Source organism: Peribacillus sp. FSL R5-0717 (genome assembly GCF_038002945.1).
Lineage (GTDB): Bacteria > Bacillota > Bacilli > Bacillales > DSM-1321 > Peribacillus > Peribacillus frigoritolerans.
On sequence record NZ_JBBOOF010000001.1, the window covers coordinates 2,471,646 to 2,487,713 of the forward strand.

16 protein-coding genes, 1 tRNA gene, 1 pseudogene and 1 riboswitch are annotated in these 16,068 nt (G+C 44.4%); of the genes and pseudogenes, 3 read left to right on the top strand and 15 right to left on the bottom strand.

What is annotated here, in order from left to right:
- Window positions 1–165 precede the first annotated feature (165 nt).
- The 14 genes and pseudogenes from NYE65_RS12050 to NYE65_RS12110 form a co-directional block, all read right to left on the bottom strand.
- A complete protein-coding gene (locus NYE65_RS12050; RefSeq protein ID WP_340860989.1) occupies window positions 166–864 on the bottom strand; it encodes an ATP-binding protein in 699 nt (232 codons plus the stop codon).
- Window positions 861–1,355, bottom strand: coding sequence for an ECF transporter S component (locus tag NYE65_RS12055; RefSeq protein ID WP_340860990.1), 495 nt, complete (start codon window positions 1,353–1,355; stop codon window positions 861–863). Before NYE65_RS12055 ends, NYE65_RS12050 begins: the two co-directional genes overlap by 4 nt.
- A gap of 2 nt (window positions 1,356–1,357) precedes the next feature.
- The gene (locus NYE65_RS12060) at window positions 1,358–1,942 is read right to left on the bottom strand and encodes a cob(I)yrinic acid a,c-diamide adenosyltransferase (RefSeq protein ID WP_340860991.1); all 585 of its coding nucleotides are present in this window, start codon (window positions 1,940–1,942) and stop codon (window positions 1,358–1,360) included.
- A gap of 14 nt (window positions 1,943–1,956) precedes the next feature.
- Complete coding sequence (locus NYE65_RS12065) at window positions 1,957–2,421, bottom strand: bifunctional adenosylcobinamide kinase/adenosylcobinamide-phosphate guanylyltransferase (protein ID WP_328175782.1); 465 nt, start codon at window positions 2,419–2,421, stop codon at window positions 1,957–1,959.
- Complete coding sequence (locus NYE65_RS12070; RefSeq protein WP_340860992.1) at window positions 2,337–2,954, bottom strand: histidine phosphatase family protein; 618 nt, start codon at window positions 2,952–2,954, stop codon at window positions 2,337–2,339. The genes NYE65_RS12065 and NYE65_RS12070 overlap by 85 nt, the downstream gene beginning before the upstream one ends.
- Window positions 2,912–3,703: an adenosylcobinamide-GDP ribazoletransferase gene (gene cobS, locus NYE65_RS12075; RefSeq protein ID WP_264639926.1), complete on the bottom strand. Its 792-nt coding sequence runs from the start codon at window positions 3,701–3,703 to the stop codon at window positions 2,912–2,914. Before cobS ends, NYE65_RS12070 begins: the two co-directional genes overlap by 43 nt.
- On the bottom strand, window positions 3,700–4,275 hold the full coding sequence (locus tag NYE65_RS12080) for a bifunctional adenosylcobinamide kinase/adenosylcobinamide-phosphate guanylyltransferase (RefSeq protein ID WP_340860993.1): 576 nt from the start codon (window positions 4,273–4,275) through the stop codon (window positions 3,700–3,702). Before NYE65_RS12080 ends, cobS begins: the two co-directional genes overlap by 4 nt.
- Window positions 4,248–5,321 (bottom strand): threonine-phosphate decarboxylase CobD, encoded by a 1,074-nt coding sequence (gene cobD / locus NYE65_RS12085; RefSeq protein WP_340860994.1) that lies wholly within the window; start codon window positions 5,319–5,321, stop codon window positions 4,248–4,250. Before cobD ends, NYE65_RS12080 begins: the two co-directional genes overlap by 28 nt.
- Window positions 5,296–6,261, bottom strand: coding sequence for an adenosylcobinamide-phosphate synthase CbiB (gene cbiB, locus NYE65_RS12090; protein WP_340860995.1), 966 nt, complete (start codon window positions 6,259–6,261; stop codon window positions 5,296–5,298). The genes cobD and cbiB overlap by 26 nt, the downstream gene beginning before the upstream one ends.
- Window positions 6,258–6,974, bottom strand: a complete 717-nt coding sequence (locus NYE65_RS27235) for an adenosylcobinamide amidohydrolase (protein WP_445670447.1) — start codon at window positions 6,972–6,974, stop codon at window positions 6,258–6,260. Before NYE65_RS27235 ends, cbiB begins: the two co-directional genes overlap by 4 nt.
- 6 nt (window positions 6,975–6,980) lie before the next feature.
- Window positions 6,981–7,730: pseudogene (locus NYE65_RS27240) on the bottom strand (heme ABC transporter ATP-binding protein); the annotation flags it as partial.
- 5 nt (window positions 7,731–7,735) lie between these two features.
- On the bottom strand, window positions 7,736–8,791 hold the full coding sequence (locus NYE65_RS12100; protein WP_340860997.1) for a FecCD family ABC transporter permease: 1,056 nt from the start codon (window positions 8,789–8,791) through the stop codon (window positions 7,736–7,738).
- The gene (locus NYE65_RS12105) at window positions 8,754–9,728 is read right to left on the bottom strand and encodes an ABC transporter substrate-binding protein (protein ID WP_328175790.1); all 975 of its coding nucleotides are present in this window, start codon (window positions 9,726–9,728) and stop codon (window positions 8,754–8,756) included. Before NYE65_RS12105 ends, NYE65_RS12100 begins: the two co-directional genes overlap by 38 nt.
- Before the next feature lie 172 nt (window positions 9,729–9,900).
- Window positions 9,901–10,075, bottom strand: a riboswitch (cobalamin riboswitch).
- An 86-nt stretch (window positions 10,076–10,161) separates the two neighbouring features.
- Window positions 10,162–11,010: a polysaccharide deacetylase family protein gene (locus NYE65_RS12110; RefSeq protein WP_445670448.1), complete on the bottom strand. Its 849-nt coding sequence runs from the start codon at window positions 11,008–11,010 to the stop codon at window positions 10,162–10,164.
- A gap of 228 nt (window positions 11,011–11,238) precedes the next feature.
- On the opposite strand from NYE65_RS12110, the gene NYE65_RS12115 reads away from it, so the two are divergent.
- Window positions 11,239–11,312, top strand: a tRNA-Arg gene (locus tag NYE65_RS12115).
- A 479-nt stretch (window positions 11,313–11,791) separates the two neighbouring features.
- Window positions 11,792–11,956: a hypothetical protein gene (locus NYE65_RS12120; RefSeq protein ID WP_156404392.1), complete on the top strand. Its 165-nt coding sequence runs from the start codon at window positions 11,792–11,794 to the stop codon at window positions 11,954–11,956.
- Window positions 11,957–12,010: 54 nt separating this feature from the next.
- Here the strand turns inward: NYE65_RS12120 and NYE65_RS12125 are convergent, their stop codons facing one another.
- Entirely contained in the window at window positions 12,011–14,203 is a 2,193-nt protein-coding gene (locus NYE65_RS12125) for a DNA topoisomerase III (RefSeq protein ID WP_340860999.1), read from the bottom strand.
- Between the two features lie 216 nt (window positions 14,204–14,419).
- Here NYE65_RS12125 and NYE65_RS12130 point away from each other — a divergent pair, with 216 nt between their 5' ends.
- Complete coding sequence (locus NYE65_RS12130) at window positions 14,420–15,970, top strand: ABC-F family ATP-binding cassette domain-containing protein (protein WP_034316019.1); 1,551 nt, start codon at window positions 14,420–14,422, stop codon at window positions 15,968–15,970.
- Window positions 15,971–16,068: the final 98 nt, after the last annotated feature.

A 16,068-nucleotide genomic window follows, 5' to 3' on the forward strand; every position in this document is an offset into this window, starting at 1 on the left:
GATAAAACCGGGCAAAAAGCCCACCTATCCAAAATAAACCAAACATCTTATTCAAGCATTCACTCTAAATAGGAAAGGAATCCATCAAGGTAAGATCTCAATGAAAAAAGCATCGAACCCGTTCATTATGAACTAAACTCGATGCCTGATTCAGTCATGGATCGATCAACCGCCAATAAAAAGAGGACCGGATCTTTGCTTGATTTCTTCCTCCAGTTGTTCAGGAAAGGCAATGAGGAAGCAGGTGGATGGTCCTGATGATTTTTCAATATCGACTTTATTGCTTATATGCACAGAAACGCCTTCACCACTTTGATCCAGATGCCCCCATTCATACGCTATCCCTTTTGAGCCGACTGGAAGTGCCTGAACACCTTCCATTTCACATAAGCTTTTATATAAAGATAATGGCGCGACCCACTCTTGCTGTTCCATAACTTCCTCTCCAACGAGCGGCCTGCCGATCAGAGCGATTTTCCGTAAGGGCTGTTGCTTTTTAACACGTTCATTCACTCGTTTACCAATCACCATAAGACCAAGTGCCGACTGAAGAAGCGGCATGTTACTTTCTGTGCTGCCAGTGATGGGGAGATCCTCCATTCCCAATTCATTCAGCCCCTTCCTGACACCCCTGGTCAAGTCCTCCCAGGCTTCATCACCGCAGAAATTATTTAGTACGACGGCTACGGGTCTTCCGCCAACGCCCAGGCACTCCATGACGGCAACCCGAAAGGAATAATATCCAACGACCTCATAAGGGACATGGACAAGATCTTTTTCCTTCAGCCCGATCCCGCCGCTATTGTCACTTGAGACGATCAAGGAATCTGATTCGGAAAATGGCAAAATCAATGAATCACTCATTCTGCTAATCCATCTTTAAAAATGATTTTTTTCAAAACAGGCTCCAAGCGCGGCAATAAAAGGACTGCCAATACTACATTTACCGCCGTCGCCACCGTTAAGCCCGGAACCAATAACGTGTAAAAGCCAGGGCTGATCAGAAATGCGAAAGGCAGGGCCAAAACGAAGGCATTACTGATAAAGAAAAGGAAAAATGCGCCTACTATTTTCCCGTTTATATATAAAATGCTAAACATCCATGTCAGGACAGCCATTTCGACCATGATCAAAAAGTGGAATGGCCCAAGTGTCATGCCGCCGATGAACGCTGAAATGATATGACCAAGCCCAGCAACTATAGCCCCCGATACCGGTCCAAGTATGACAGCCGCCAAAAGGGCCGGAAAACTATCCAAAGCGATGCTTCCGATCGGTGAAGGGATTTTAATCATTGCCCCTACCGCCGATAAGGCGATGAATATAGCAATTGCACTAATTTTTCTTACATCCATGTTTACTCTTTTTCCTTTCTTTTCCCTCCTCGGAACACATTTGCGCTGCGGATATATTCCACATCTTTTACACCAAGACGGAAATTGATCACACGTGCAACAGCAAAGAAGTAATCCGACAAACGATTTAAATATTGAAGTGATAATGGTGAAACGGCCGCACCCGACTTGATCAATGAAACGACCAGCCGTTCTGCCCTTCTTGTCACGGTTCGGGCAATGTGAATCGTTGCAGCCGCTTTTGAGCCGCCAGGCAGGATAAACTTTTCCAATTCCGGCGCTTCAAGTATGAAGGCATCTATCCGTTCTTCCAAATAGGTAATGGTCTCATCCGTCAGCTTTTGCGGGGCCTTATCGGAAACGGTTGCCAAATCTCCTCCGCAGTCAAACAACTCATGCTGGATTTTTTCTAGATCGGCCAGTACATCCGAAAATATCGCAGGATCCAATTCTGTCACCGCAAGACCGATATAGCTATTCACTTCATCCACCGTTCCATAAGATTCAACACGAATGTCATCCTTGTCGAGCCGACCTCCGATTACGCTTGTTTGTCCCTTATCCCCTGTACGTGTATAGATTTTCATCCCAATTACCTCCTCTACTTTATTCGCTGGTCAATTCCATACCAGATGATATCAACGCGCTTTGATATGGATACTACATCTTGATAGACCCATCCGCAGGCATCGCGCCATCTGCGGTCTCTTGCTTCAATCGGGACTATTCCCTTGGAAATATCAGAACCTATCACAATGCAGCAATGTTCATCCCTTTCATTCTCCCATATTCGCCAATCAGCCATGATTTCCTTCCATCTTCTTCGAATCGAATCTGAATCCATCTTTTCTGCATCTTGTTGAATCCATGCATCCAAACCTTGCAATACAACTGCCTTGCCTTGGAAATCAATCAATTCCGGCTGTTCTTGTCGATAACCGGATAACCAAAGGACATCATTTTCCAAACCATACAATTGCTTTACCCACTTAGTTTTCCCATTATAGGCGCCTCCTGTAACAAAGTGCAGCGTTCTCCCCTCCTTAAGCTGTTCCGGTCTTCCCATATGAGCTCATATCCCCTGCCATGGGAAATTCCCCAATCAAAAAAAGACTTTTCCTTCGGGGCATAGCGGACCAATAAATCACGAATTACCCCTCCATGCGTCATTAGGGCAAATCGGTTCTCCTTACAGGCAATCAATTGTTTCCAGCCATTATTCACACGTTCGGAAAATGCCGGATAACTTTCACCCCCAGGCACCAGTGCCTCCATGGGACGTTCCAGCCAATTAAGATACTCTCCATCTGTCTTCAACTCATGATACGTCCGCCCTTCCCAACTGCCGAAGTTCATCTCACGGAACAAAGGGTTTTTGAGCGGAACTGCATCTGGAAACAGAAGTCGTGCAGTTTCCACACAGCGTGGCAAATCACTGCTGTGAATTTTTTCATACTGTGGGTAAGAACCCCTTAAGTCCAATATTTCCTTTTCTCCTTCGGCACTTAATGGAGAATCCGTCCAGCCTAAATAGGCCCTTCGCTCATTCGCTACTGTCAGCCCATGGCGAAGTAGTGTAATAGCCACAATATCAGCCATAACCAAAGCTCAACCCCTTCCACGGATGCCCCCAGCACATCCCCCGTTATCCCACCGAACCAACTGACGACTTTACGTTTTATATAAACCAGGAAAGTCATTGCAGCCAGGCACATGATGAAAAATAAGGTGACAAGCTTAGAATCGATGGTCCAGGCAATCGCCAGACTTACAAGGAGGTACAGCCAATAAATGGGCAAACTGCTTTTCGTACCTGCACTTTGAAAAAAAGCACCGAGCCCCTCTTTTTTAGCGAGCGGCATTTGGATGAGTAAATAACCCATCACACATTTGCTTAAGAGCGGAAGGGCAATGATCAAGAAGTATGTCCATTCATTTACCCTTTCGACAATTTCATAGATAAATAGAAACCGTGCGGCCAATAGGACTATGACGGAGATGACACCGAAGGCACCTGTCCTGGAATCCTTCATGATTTCCAATCGCCGCTCTTTATCCTGATAGGAAAAAAAAGCATCACTTGCATCGATCCAGCCATCGAGATGCAAGCCTCCCGTTAATGCCATGGTCAAAAACCAAAGGAAAAAGGCAATCGAAAGCGATGACAATGGGGTCCATTCCACAAGTGCATACAAAACGCCGCCCAATATCAAGCCTAGCAAAAGACCTACTAATGGAAAGGTTTGAATGGCACGGTGAATATACTTCTTCTCCATCGGAAGCTGCTTCTTTATTGGAAAGACCGTAAAGAACTGCAGGTTAATTAAAAATCCGATCACTCCGCTCATTCCTGCATGCCCCCTTTCTTCCGCAATGGAATTCCCGCTTCCACTAGATAGGCTTCATCGGCCAGCCCGACGATCGTTTGATGAAGCAATCCCAGTGTTTTTCCGTAAATATGAAGGAAATCATCCTGGAAAATCGGTTCCTGCACCAATTCATTGCTCACGACAATTAAACAATTGGATTGTTTTTTTATCTCATTGATTCCGGTTATTATTTTTGAAAAAACGCTATTTAAGAATTCTTCTTCAAGCGGAAGGCCAGGGCCAAATAGTTCGTTATCAAGCAGGGTTGTCAGACAATCGAGCAGAATTATGGAATCCTGATCAATATCCGCCCCTATTCTTGTAATATCCGTTGCGTATTCGGAGGTCTTCCACGCAATCGGGCTGCTTTCCCTATCTTTCCGGTGCCTAAGGATGCGTTCACCCATTTCAACGTCACTGACTCGGCCGCAGGCGAGGTAATGCAAGTTCCCATCCATCTGGAGTGCATACTCCAGGGCTTTTCTTTCCGCGAAGCTGCTTTTTCCAGAACGGACACCCCCGGTTATAAAACAGAGCCTTGCTTTCTCCACTGTCTTACCCCCTCCATCAGTGCTTCGTTATCATGTTCACTCTTCACTGCAAACCGAAGCCACCTTCCATCCAAGCCCGGAAAATTATAGGTATGGCGCGGTACGATTCCTTTTTTCAGCAAAAAGGGGAAAAGGGATAAAGATTCATCTTTCACCAAATAAAAATTAACTGTGCTATCGGAGACATCCAACCCCTGCTCCTCATAAAACCGGAATAGTTTTTGCTTTTGCCATGCAATATAGTCTCTTGTTTTTCTCATATAGGCTTCTTCTGCAAGACAGATTTTCCCTACTTCAAGTGCCACATGGTTGACGCTCCAATGCGGTTTATAATTCCTTACCCGTTTTATGATGTCAGGTGACGCAAGCAAATAGCCTAGTCTCAAACCGGGGATCGCAAAGATTTTAGTCATTGATCTTAATATGAGTAAATGTGGAAATGCATTGATTAAAGAAGCATAACTAAAGGCATCCTCCGTGAAATCATAAAAAGCCTCATCCAGGACAACCAGGCAATCCGCTTTTTGGCATTCCATGATCAATTCCCTAACCGTATCCCGCTTAAATGAAACTCCCGTCGGATTATTGGGCGTACATAAGAAAATGGCATCATATTCGGGTAGTCGCGGAATCAAACGTTCCAGGTCCAATTGCCACCCAGGAGCATCAAGCTGGTGAAAATCGACCTTACATCCTGCTGCCAAACAAGCTTCAGCATATTCCGCAAATGCCGGCTGTATGATCAGCACCCTTTGATTGGCTAATCCGTTCGCTACCAGCATGATGATTTCAGCACCACCGTTCCCCATCAAAATGGATTCCTTGGGAAGTGCTTCTTTTTTTGCAATTAATTTTGTCAGTTCAATGGCATGCGGATCTGGATATTGAAGGATTCCTTCAAAAAACCCAGACCACTGTTCCTTTATGCGTAAAGGCGGACCCAATGGGTTGATGTTGGCACTGAAGTCGAGAACAGATTCAGGCATTTCGATTTTCAGCGCTTCATAAAGATAATGAGGATTAGAGCCATGAGAAGGTAACGTCAAGAATAATTCCCCCTAACCATAGCATCAGCAGAAATAGAAAAGATGACCGATGCATGATGGTAATCGTTTGTGGTATATGTTTTGCTTCCAATCGAACAAGCGGAACTCCCATCCTCGCACGGTCGGAAACAATTCCTTTGTACATATTACGGCCTCCAAGCTGTATTCCCAAAATCGCAGCAACGCCTGCTTCACACCACCCGCTATTCGGGCTTGGATGTTTTTTTGCATCATTGAATAATATCTTCCATCTGGCGCCGAATCCATGATAGCCGGATTTCGAGCTCAGCAACATCAGGAATCCGGTGAGGCGGCTGGGTATCCAGTTGACGATATCATCGAGCTTGGCTGAAGCCCATCCGAATTGCCCATATTTATCATTCTTGTACCCTACCATGGAATCGCAGGTATTAATCGCCCTGTACACCATCGCGAGCGGCGCACCGCCGATAGCTGCCCAAAATAATGGCGCTGTAATCCCATCACTGGTATTTTCCGCTACGGTTTCCACGGTGCCCCTGACGATTTCTGGCTCATCAAGATCAGCCGTATCACGGCCAACGATATAGGAAAGCTTTACCCTCGCTTCAGGGAAATCCCGTTCATTAAGCGGAAGGCAAACATCCATCCCAGCTTGCTTCAAGCCCTTCTGAGCTATCGTTGTGGAAATGACAACAGCTTCCCAAAGGATACCTGCAAGCGGATGGATTAGATAAGCCAAATAGACGGTAAGAAGTGTAATCAATAACACCGCCGATAGGACGATGATCAACATGAAGAGCCCTTTCCGTTTCTTATATGCCCCTTTATTGAATGCCAGGTCCAACTTGCTAATCAGCGTTCCTATCCATTTGACTGGATGCGGCCAACTTGGCGGATCTCCAATTAATAAATCAAGGAAGAACGCCAGCGTAACCGCAAAAAGATGATGATAAATCATAATTCCTCAATCCGTTTCCGATTATTCGTCAATGCTTCCACTGTACAATCATATACACCGCGGCTGATCAGCTTCCCTAACGGAGTGATGGTGCCTGCATATTGAAGCTTTGCCCCTCTTTGAGTTGCCGCAATCAACATGCTGTCTGTCGATGTTCCTGTTGCACAAGTATTTGTCACCTTATCCATGACAAGCAAATCATGAAGCGCTTTTACTTTTGCCTCGGTCGCAGTCACTATACTGTGGATATATGCCTCTTCTGCCAAATGCCCATTTACGAATATCCATGTATTTATCGTTCCTGGAGCGGAACTCCAAGAATGCCGGTCAGCTAATGAAGCGTCGATGGCATTCCCCACACCGGCCGTCACAATGATAAAAACCGAGAAATCTTCAGCTCTTAAAAGCTTGAAAGCGACCGTATCGAGAAAGACAGCTGTCATCATCCCTACCGTTTCCTGAGGCTCAAAACCATGAGCTGTTAAATAGTCGGCCATTTCAACATGATGATCCTCGCAATCATAACCATGATGGACGTGCCTATTCACAAAATACTTATGCCAGCCCGTCCCCGAACCAGTCACCCCAGAAGACATCGTTCTAAGCGGGATCGGAGACTTCAATTGAATCATCTCAGATCCGACTGTCAAATAAGATTCATCAATTTCCAACGGGATAGTATCCTGGCCATGCTTTTCCGGAACGATGAACATTTGCGGTTTCGGAAGGGCGGGATGCGGATGTTTTTCGATCGTCGTATGATATACACCCTGAATCCGTTCCTGTTGAAGCACTTCATTCGGGACATCAACAACCTGAATCTGCCCTTTCTCAAGCAGCATAAGCCGATCACAATATAATCCAGCCAAATTCAAATCATGAAAAATTGAAATAACGGTCAACTTCTGCTCTTTTGCCATTTTCCTCATTAGATCAAGAAGATCTTTTTGGTAGGAAAGATCCAAATGGTTCGTAGGTTCATCCAAAAAAAGGATTTCCGGCTCTTGGGCAAGGGCCTGTGCCAGCAGGACCCTCTGTCTTTCCCCTCCTGATAATCGATCGAAATGAAGATCCTGAAAATCAGCTACTCCCGTTTGTTCCATCACCCGCTGGACAATCGATTCATCTTCTGCGGACCAACTATGGAACCAACCTGATTGATGGGCATATCGCCCAAGCGAGACCGTCTCTTTTACTGTATAGGAGAAAGCTAATGAGGAATGTTGAGGGAGCACGGCAATGACCTGTGCAAGTTGCTTTGACGAATAATCCTTCAAATCCCTGCCGCTTATCCGTACGCTTCCGCCTTTATAATCAAGCACCCCGCTAAGCATACTTAAAAGCGTCGTTTTCCCGCTGCCATTAGGACCAAGAATCCCGAATAATTCCCCCTTATGTACATCAAAAGAGACAGAGTCCAAAACAGCTTTGTTGTGATATCCACCTGTTAACCCTTTTACTTCAAGCATCCGTTTTACCCTTCTCTCCGTCTCTTTAATAAAATCAGCGCAAATGCAGGTGCCCCGATAAGTGAGGTGATCACCCCGATCGGCAGTTCCGATGGGGCAATGATCGTTCGTGCTACAAAATCGGCCAATATCAAGAATCCGCCTCCTATCAGCAATGACAACGGAAGCAAATGTTTATGGTCAGGTCCCCAAATCTTTCGAACAAAATGAGGAATGACCAATCCTACAAAGCCAATCGCCCCTGAAACGGCAACGGCTGCCCCTGTCAATGTCGAACCGGCTATCAAGATCCACATTTTCCGCCGCTTGACATTCACACCTAAGTGTTTTGCCCGGTCTTCCCCGAAAGTCATCGCATTCAATTCACTTGTATTCATGATCAAGGTCAACGAACCAATGATAAAAAACGGCAAAATGATTACGATATAATTCCATCCGCGCATTGAGACGCTTCCCATCAGCCAGCCGATGATTTGTCTTAATTCGTCACCCGTCAGCGCAATCATCAATGAAATGAAGGCACTTAAAAACGAGCTGAAAATGATTCCCGTTAAAATGATCGTTTCCACTTTCATCGATCGATCCATTTTTTTTGCAAAAGTCAGTACGCAGAGCATCGTGAGCACTGAACATAAGATACTCAATGCCGGAAGGGTATATAAACCGATGAATGGCAGTGATATATTCAAAAATATCGTCAATACGGCTCCGACCGATGCTCCTGATGAAATACCTAATGTGTAAGGATCAGCGAGCGGGTTCCGGAGCAGTCCCTGAAAAGCCGCACCCGCAATCGCAAGTGATGCCCCAACCAAACCAGCGAGCAGCACCCGCGGCAAGCGGATGTTCATCACGATATTCGTAAGCATCACATCCGGATCGGCAGAAATCGGCAAGTGGAAAATCTCCTTGCCGATTATTTGCATAAGTACGGGAATCGGTACTGGCACCGAACCAAAGGAAATGCCTATCGTCATTGCGAATAACAAAATGAAAAACGCAATCAAATAAGCAAACGCCCATTTAGTTGTCAAATTGGTTCGGATAGACTGCTTTGGCAAGTTCCTCTACTCCCTCTATTAAGCGTGGACCGGAACGGGTCACCAAGTCAGAATGGACATCAAAGACTTGGCCATCCTTAACAGCATTTACGTCTTGCCATCCTTTTCGGGCCGTCACTTCACTTACTGCATCTTTCGTATAATAACCATACGTTGTAATGATGACATCAGGATTTGCAGCAATCATCGACTCTTCATCAATTTTTGCCCAACCGTCCAAATCAGCAGCGGCATTATCCGCTGAAATAATAGTAAGCATCTCATTCATGAAAGTATTTTTCCCAGGTGTGTATATTTCCGGTGAAGGCGAAACTTCCACTAAAACGGTCTTCCTATCCTCTTTCTTTACGGATTTGGCTTTTTCCTGGATATCTTTGAGCTTCGTTTTCATATCCGCAACGATTTCATTTGCCTTATCATGTTCTCCCGTTGCCTTTCCAATCATTTCAATAGATTCATAGACTTGGTCAAAGCTTTGTGCATCGTTGACTACGAGTACATCTATTCCGGCATCCTTAAGCTGCTGTAAACCCTCATTTGAATTATGGGCACTTGATGCATGCGCAAGAACAAGGTCAGGCTTCATGGAGACAATCAGCTCCGTGTTCATTTCCATTCCGCCTACTTTTTCAATTTCTTTCGTTTCCTCCGGGTAATTATCATTGTCGGAAACACCAACGACCTTTTTACCCAAACCAAGTGCAAAGACCACTTCCGTATTACTTGGTATCAACGAAACGATTTTCTTCGGTTCTTTTTCTATCGTAACTTTTTCCCCACTTGCATCTTTAATCGTAACCGGGAAAGCTTCGTGTTGTGCATGATTCGTTTGCTCTTTTTCTTTTTCTTTTCCTTCATCAGCAGCACCGCAGCCTACCATCATGCCTGCAGTAAGTAACATCAACAGTATCAGACCAAAAATCTTCTTCATTTTCATTCCCCACAATCTTTTTATTTAATTTCTTTATATCCAACAGAGAAAACCAATACTGGAAGATACCCCAAAAACAAAAAGCATCTCCCGTTAAACGGAAGATGCTTGCATGGCAACAATATCAATACGGACTCTTTCTTAGGGTCTGCCACACACCTTCCCATCCGCGTAGGTTACAGGTGTACGAATTCTGGCAGGTCTCCTGGCTCATGGTCATCGTCAACGGCACCTTCCCATATCTCATACAGTGGTACACAGCCGTCAGCTCCCATATACAGTGGCGGGACCGCGTTGGCATTTCACCAACTTCCCTTTTAAGTCATTAAGACACCAAATCGTTCATATGTATATAATTTTCACTGCCTTCATTATACACCATGTAAGAATCGATTATTATATGATTTTTCTGAACAAGTGCGAAATGCCCCTTCCACCTTCAATGCTTTGAAGCATTTTCAATCAGCGACGCAAACCCATTGATCGATAACCCTGGTGAAATCCGAACTCGATGCAGAGCATGCATCCCTTGGTCGCTTGAAGCTCCCCCAGGTTCGGTAGTGACTGCCATCTTATATCCAGCTTCTTCTGACAGCCTGAGACTCTCTTCGTTATACCGGCCAACCGGATAGGAAAGCACTGTCGTGTCCTGGTCGAGGATATGGTCGAACAGCACCTTCGACTGAACCATTTCGGCTTCTTGCTGCTCTGCCGTCATGCGGTTCAGCTCCAAATGGCTGATGGTATGGCTTTCAATTGAAATCCCATCCCTGCTCATCTCCAACATTTGATTTTCAGTCAGGTGATGACCTTTATCAATGGACTTCCCAATCATGAAGACAGTTGCTTTCATATCATTTTCTTTTAATATCGGGAATGCCTCCGTGTAGTTATCTGTATAGCCATCATCAAAAGTAATCCAGACGCACTTCTCACTTGGCATCCGATTCACGGTTAAAACGAGGAATGCTTCTTCAGGGGATAATGTATAGTAACCATTCTCCCGAAGCCAAGCCATCTGTGATCGGAATTCCTCCCTTGGAACCAGAAGGCCATTCCCTTCAGAAATGCTGTGATACATCAAGATCGGAAGCTGGACCGGGGACTCGGCCTTTAACCAGTCTCCCGTATCGATTTGCCCCTCCGTATCCTGCCCGGTCCCATTCTCAGCCGCTTCGGCCACTTCAATGTCATCTTCCGCAACCGGTGCAGCCGTCTTTGTGCCTATCCCCTCTAAAATCCATTGTGTGCATCCAGGTAAAATCAAAACCCCCAGCAATGCCGCCATTCTTAACACTCTATATTTTTTCACTATCATTCTCCTGATTTTTTATAGTATAATAGTACCAGAAAACCAATGAACAATAAAGTATTCCATTTAATGAAAAAAGAGGAAAAATGAAAGCTTAGCGACACGCTAAGCATTTATGAGGATTTTTTTTCATAAGTATGTGCTATTAGCTTGAAAAGTTTGCCTATAAGAAATATAATAAATAAGTCGTCGACTTTAATATATGTCCCAGTAGCTCAGCAGGATAGAGCGACAGCCTCCTAAGCTGTAGGTCGTAGGTTCGATTCCTATCTGGGACGCTAAAGTTTATAAGCCCTGTTATAATGCGGTTTCTCCGTGTTGTAGCAGGGTTTTTTTCTGTTGATTTTTTGATGGGAAACGCAGGTCTCAATTATTACATCAAGCCATATAGATTTAAAATCTGATTGCAAACTATGCATAAAGGTTGGAAATATTGGCGAACAACCATACAACTGTTTGAAACTAAAAAAATTCTTATTTATCACGTCGATATATACAAATACTGATTTCTGGATATAATCATGTTTTTTTATAATATATGTTTTAACCTGTCCCATCCGGGTATACAAATACTGTAAGACATTCTCACCAAAGGAGATGATAGTGCATGATTAGTACAATCAGAAGCCAATGGAACAAAGAGAATGACGCAGCGGTGTTTAGTCCCGGTGATCAGCGTTAGAGTCAATTGAAGAGTTGGATGATAATCAAGCATGGGAATTACTAGTCTTCTCATCCAAAGGAGGAAGATACGATCATGAGTATTTACAGCCTATGGAATCCAGAGAATGATGAAGCAATTTTCAGTCCGGGTGATCAAAAACCATTCAGTACGCTCATACGAGTAGACTCGGATAAACACACACACACTGACAAAACACTTGAATATGAATTACATGGCACCGTACTGAATGAAATTTAGTCGTAGCAGGAATATACCGAAAAAGGATGGAGCGATTGCTCCATCCTTTTTCTTTTATTTATCTAATTTCAGTTTCGCCAAGGCATCTGCCAATGCAGTATTGATCGGCTCTTCTTTATTTTGCTTTTTCATATAATTGGATACTTCATTTTTGGATACTTTTTGATTTTTATTTTGACCTCTTCGTTTATTGTAAGAAGATAGTTTTTCGTGAAAACCGCACTTACAGGTGAATGTCTGTGCTTCTCCTTGACCGCGCATTTCCATCTTTTTATGACATTGCGGGCATCTGGCATTTGTTACACGTGAAACACTTTTTTTGTGGCCGCAATCACGATCTTGACAGACAAGCATTTTTCCCTTTTTACTATTCACTTCCAGCATCAGCTTGCCGCAATCAGGACATTTCGTTCCTGACACGTTATCATGCTTGAATTTTTGGTCACTATTTTTGATTTCATGGACGATATTTTTGGCGTAGGAGCGCATATCGCCGATGAAAGCCTGTTTTGGCAGCTTTCCTTTTGCTATCGCAGTTAACTTTCGCTCCCATTGAGCTGTCAAAGCTGGAGAACGCAAATCTTCAGGTGCCAATTGAAGAAGTTGTTTTCCTTTCGAGGTGACATGAAGGCCCTTTCCTCTCTTCTCGATCAGGAAGCTATTGAACAGTTTTTCAATGACATCCGCACGTGTTGCAACAGTTCCAATCCCGCCAGTTTCACCAAGAGTCTTGATGAGCTCTTTGCTTTCCCCTGCCATGAAACGAGCGGGATTCTCCATTGCCGAAAGAAGCGACCCCTCATTGAATGGTTCCGGCGGTTTCGTGTCACCCTCTGTTTGTTTCACAGTCGAAATGGTTAATCTGTCACCTTTTTGAACGTTCGGAAGCAGTTGCTCCGCAAGGCCATCTTTAGCTTCTTCCTCATCGAATTGGTGATCATAAACTTCCTTCCAACCTGACTTCAGGATGACCTTCCCTTTTGCCATGAACATCTCCTGCCCCATTTTTGCGGTGATGGTCGTTTGTTCATATTCAAAAGGCGGCATCAATACAGCAAGGAACCTTTTAACGACCAAATCATAGATTTTCGATTCTTTGTCGCTCAGTTTTCCCGGCAGCGGCGTTTGCTCAGTGGGGATGATTGCATGGTGATCAGAAACCTTGCTATCGTCCACGAACGATTTATTTGTTTTAATCGGGCTGCGCAGGATCCTCGATGCATACTGGGCATATGGTTTAATGCTTACAGCCTGCAATCTTTCTTTTAGCGTATCAACCAAATCCGTTGATAAAAAGCGTGAATCCGTCCTTGGATAAGTCAAGACCTTATGGCTTTCATATAAGCGCTGCATGATCGATAACGTCTCCTTCGCCGAATAGCCGAATTTCTTATTGGCGTCCCGTTGAAGTTCTGTTAAATCATATAAAGAAGGGGAAAAACTTTTCTTATGTGCCTTGTTCACTTCAACCACTTCTGCACTTTTCCCCTTAACGGCTGCAAGAACCTTTTCTACCTTGTTTTTATCAAAAGTGCGGATATCTTTTGATTGGGCATCTTGCCAGACGAGGCGCAAATTGGGTTCTGCAATAGCCGAAACGCCATAATATTTCTTAGGCTGGAACTGTTTTATTTCCTCTTCTTTTTTTGCAATCATCGCAAGTGTCGGCGTTTGGACCCTCCCGCAGGATAATTGGGCATTATGCTTGGTCGTTAGGGCACGCGTCGCGTTCATCCCAACGATCCAGTCCGCTTCCGCCCTTGCTACAGCAGAGGCAAATAGGTTTTCATACTCCTTGCCATCTTTCAGATTTTTAAATCCATCTTTGATCGCTTTATCCGTTACAGAGGAAATCCAAAGCCGCTTGACCGGCTTCTTCACATTCGCTTTTTCGAGGATCCAGCGTGCAACAAGTTCCCCTTCACGGCCTGCATCCGTTGCAATGATGACATCCTTAACATCATTGCGATTCAATTGTGTTTTAACCGATTGAAACTGTTTGCCTGATTGCTTGATCACGACCAATTTCAAAGTAGGCGGCAACATGGGCAGGTCCTCAAGGCGCCACGTTTTATATTTTTCATCATAAGATTCCGGATCTGCATGGGTAACCAAATGACCCAGTGCCCAAGTGACGATATACTGATCGCCTTCAAAAAAGCCATTCCCCTTTTTCCCGCAATTCAACACTTTCGCTATATCTCTGCCGACCGAGGGTTTCTCGGCCAGAACGACTGTTTTACTCATATTAACATCCTTTCGCTTTTAAACTGGTTCCTCTATTATCTCATATAATTTATGACAGGGCGATAATGCACCATGGCATTGGATCGGTTGGTTCACTTTAAGGATTCCCCGTACCCACATATATGTAAATTAATAGATTAGATAGCATTCCCGTGCAGATTTTAGTATGATGAAACGTAGGGATTTTTTCAAATTAATTGGGAGGTTCAATATAAAATGAGCTTACTTTCTATAGATAAATTAGCACACAGCTTTGGCGACCGCACCTTATTCAAGGATGTATCATTCCGCCTGATGGCCGGCGAACATGTTGGTCTGGTCGGGGCAAATGGTGTCGGGAAATCAACGATGATGAATATCATTACAGGGCAACTCATCCATGATGATGGCCGGGTCGAATGGACACCTGGTGTCGAATATGGCTATCTTGATCAACATACGATACTTTCAAAAGGTAAATCGATTCGCGACGTCTTACGGGATGCATACTTACCTTTATTCGAGCAGGAAAAAGCACTGAATGAAGTTACAGAGAAAATGGGTACGGCCACTCCGGAGGAACTTGAAGAACTCTTGGAACAAATGGGTGAAATCCAGGACAAGCTGGAAGCCGGCGGCTTTTACAATCTGGATATTAAAATTGAAGAAGCGGCACGCGGTTTAGGGTTGGATGCAATCGGTTTGGACCGTGATGTCTCTGCCCTGAGCGGCGGACAACGGACAAAGGTTTTACTAGCCAAGCTACTTTTGGAACAGCCTGAAGTACTGCTCCTAGATGAACCGACGAACTACTTGGATGTGGAGCATATCCGCTGGCTGAGCAGCTACTTAAAGGAATATCCTAATGCATTCTTATTAATTTCGCATGATACCGAGTTCATGAACGGCGTCGTCGACGTCATCTTCCATCTTGAATTTTCTAAACTGACCCGTTACACGGCAACTTATGAAAAATTCCTTGAGCTGGCTGAATTGAATAAAAACCAACATATTAACGCCTATGAAAAACAGCGCGAATTCATTAAAAAGCAGGAAGATTTCATTGCAAAGAATAAAGCACGCTATTCAACGACCGGACGGGCAAAGAGCCGTCAAAAGCAATTGAATCGCATGGAACGCATCGACCGTCCGGAAACTGCAATGAAACCTACCTTTGACTTTAAAGAGTCACGTGCGAGCAGCCGTTATGTCTTTGAAGGTGAAGATCTGGAAATCGGATATGACCGCCCACTGCTTCCGAAGTTGTCCATGACCATCGAGCGGGGAGAAAAAATTGCCGTGGTCGGCTGTAACGGAGTTGGTAAATCCACTCTATTAAAAACGATTTTAGGTAAAATCGATCCTCTAGGCGGTAAAAGATCACTTGGCGATTTCCTTTTTTCTTCGTATTTTGAACAAGAAGTGAAAGCAGGCGATACGACGCCGATCGATGAAGTATGGAATGCATTTCCTCATCTGGACCAACCGCAGGTACGTGCGATTCTTGCCCGTGTCGGTTTGAAAAACGAGCACATTACACGTCCGATGAGCCATTTAAGCGGTGGGGAACAAGCAAAAGTGCGCCTTTGTAAACTCATGCTTACCGAAAGCAATTGGCTGTTATTCGATGAACCGACAAACCATTTGGATGTCGTTGCAAAAGAAGAACTGAAACGTGCATTGAAAGAGTATAAAGGAACGATTGTCCTTGTATGCCATGAACCTGATTTCTATGAAGATTGGGTAACCAAAGTATGGGATGTAGAGGAATGGTCGGCCCAAAATTAATTATTTCGGGGATGCTGCAGAAGCGGCATCCCCTTTATTGTGGAATAAATAAAAAGCTGACTGAAAACGCTCCTTCAGTCAGCTTTCATTCCCTCATC

What these genes read in the sequence shown, in the direction of transcription:
- NYE65_RS12050 (WP_340860989.1), bottom strand. Translation starts at nt 864, where the DNA reads ATGAGTGATTCATTGATTTTGCCATTTTCCGAATCAGATTCCTTGATC.
- NYE65_RS12055 (WP_340860990.1), bottom strand. Translation starts at nt 1,355, where the DNA reads ATGGATGTAAGAAAAATTAGTGCAATTGCTATATTCATCGCCTTATCG.
- NYE65_RS12060 (WP_340860991.1), bottom strand. Translation starts at nt 1,942, where the DNA reads ATGAAAATCTATACACGTACAGGGGATAAGGGACAAACAAGCGTAATC.
- NYE65_RS12065 (WP_328175782.1), bottom strand. Translation starts at nt 2,421, where the DNA reads ATGGGAAGACCGGAACAGCTTAAGGAGGGGAGAACGCTGCACTTTGTT.
- NYE65_RS12070 (WP_340860992.1), bottom strand. Translation starts at nt 2,954, where the DNA reads ATGGCTGATATTGTGGCTATTACACTACTTCGCCATGGGCTGACAGTA.
- cobS (WP_264639926.1), bottom strand. Translation starts at nt 3,703, where the DNA reads ATGAGCGGAGTGATCGGATTTTTAATTAACCTGCAGTTCTTTACGGTC.
- cbiB (WP_340860995.1), bottom strand. Translation starts at nt 6,261, where the DNA reads ATGATTTATCATCATCTTTTTGCGGTTACGCTGGCGTTCTTCCTTGAT.
- NYE65_RS27235 (WP_445670447.1), bottom strand. Translation starts at nt 6,974, where the DNA reads ATGTTCATCGTTCCGGAAAAGCATGGCCAGGATACTATCCCGTTGGAA.
- NYE65_RS12105 (WP_328175790.1), bottom strand. Translation starts at nt 9,728, where the DNA reads ATGAAAATGAAGAAGATTTTTGGTCTGATACTGTTGATGTTACTTACT.
- NYE65_RS12110 (WP_445670448.1), bottom strand. Translation starts at nt 11,010, where the DNA reads ATGGCGGCATTGCTGGGGGTTTTGATTTTACCTGGATGCACACAATGG.
- NYE65_RS12120 (WP_156404392.1), top strand. Translation starts at nt 11,792, where the DNA reads ATGAGTATTTACAGCCTATGGAATCCAGAGAATGATGAAGCAATTTTC.
- NYE65_RS12125 (WP_340860999.1), bottom strand. Translation starts at nt 14,203, where the DNA reads ATGAGTAAAACAGTCGTTCTGGCCGAGAAACCCTCGGTCGGCAGAGAT.
- NYE65_RS12130 (WP_034316019.1), top strand. Translation starts at nt 14,420, where the DNA reads ATGAGCTTACTTTCTATAGATAAATTAGCACACAGCTTTGGCGACCGC.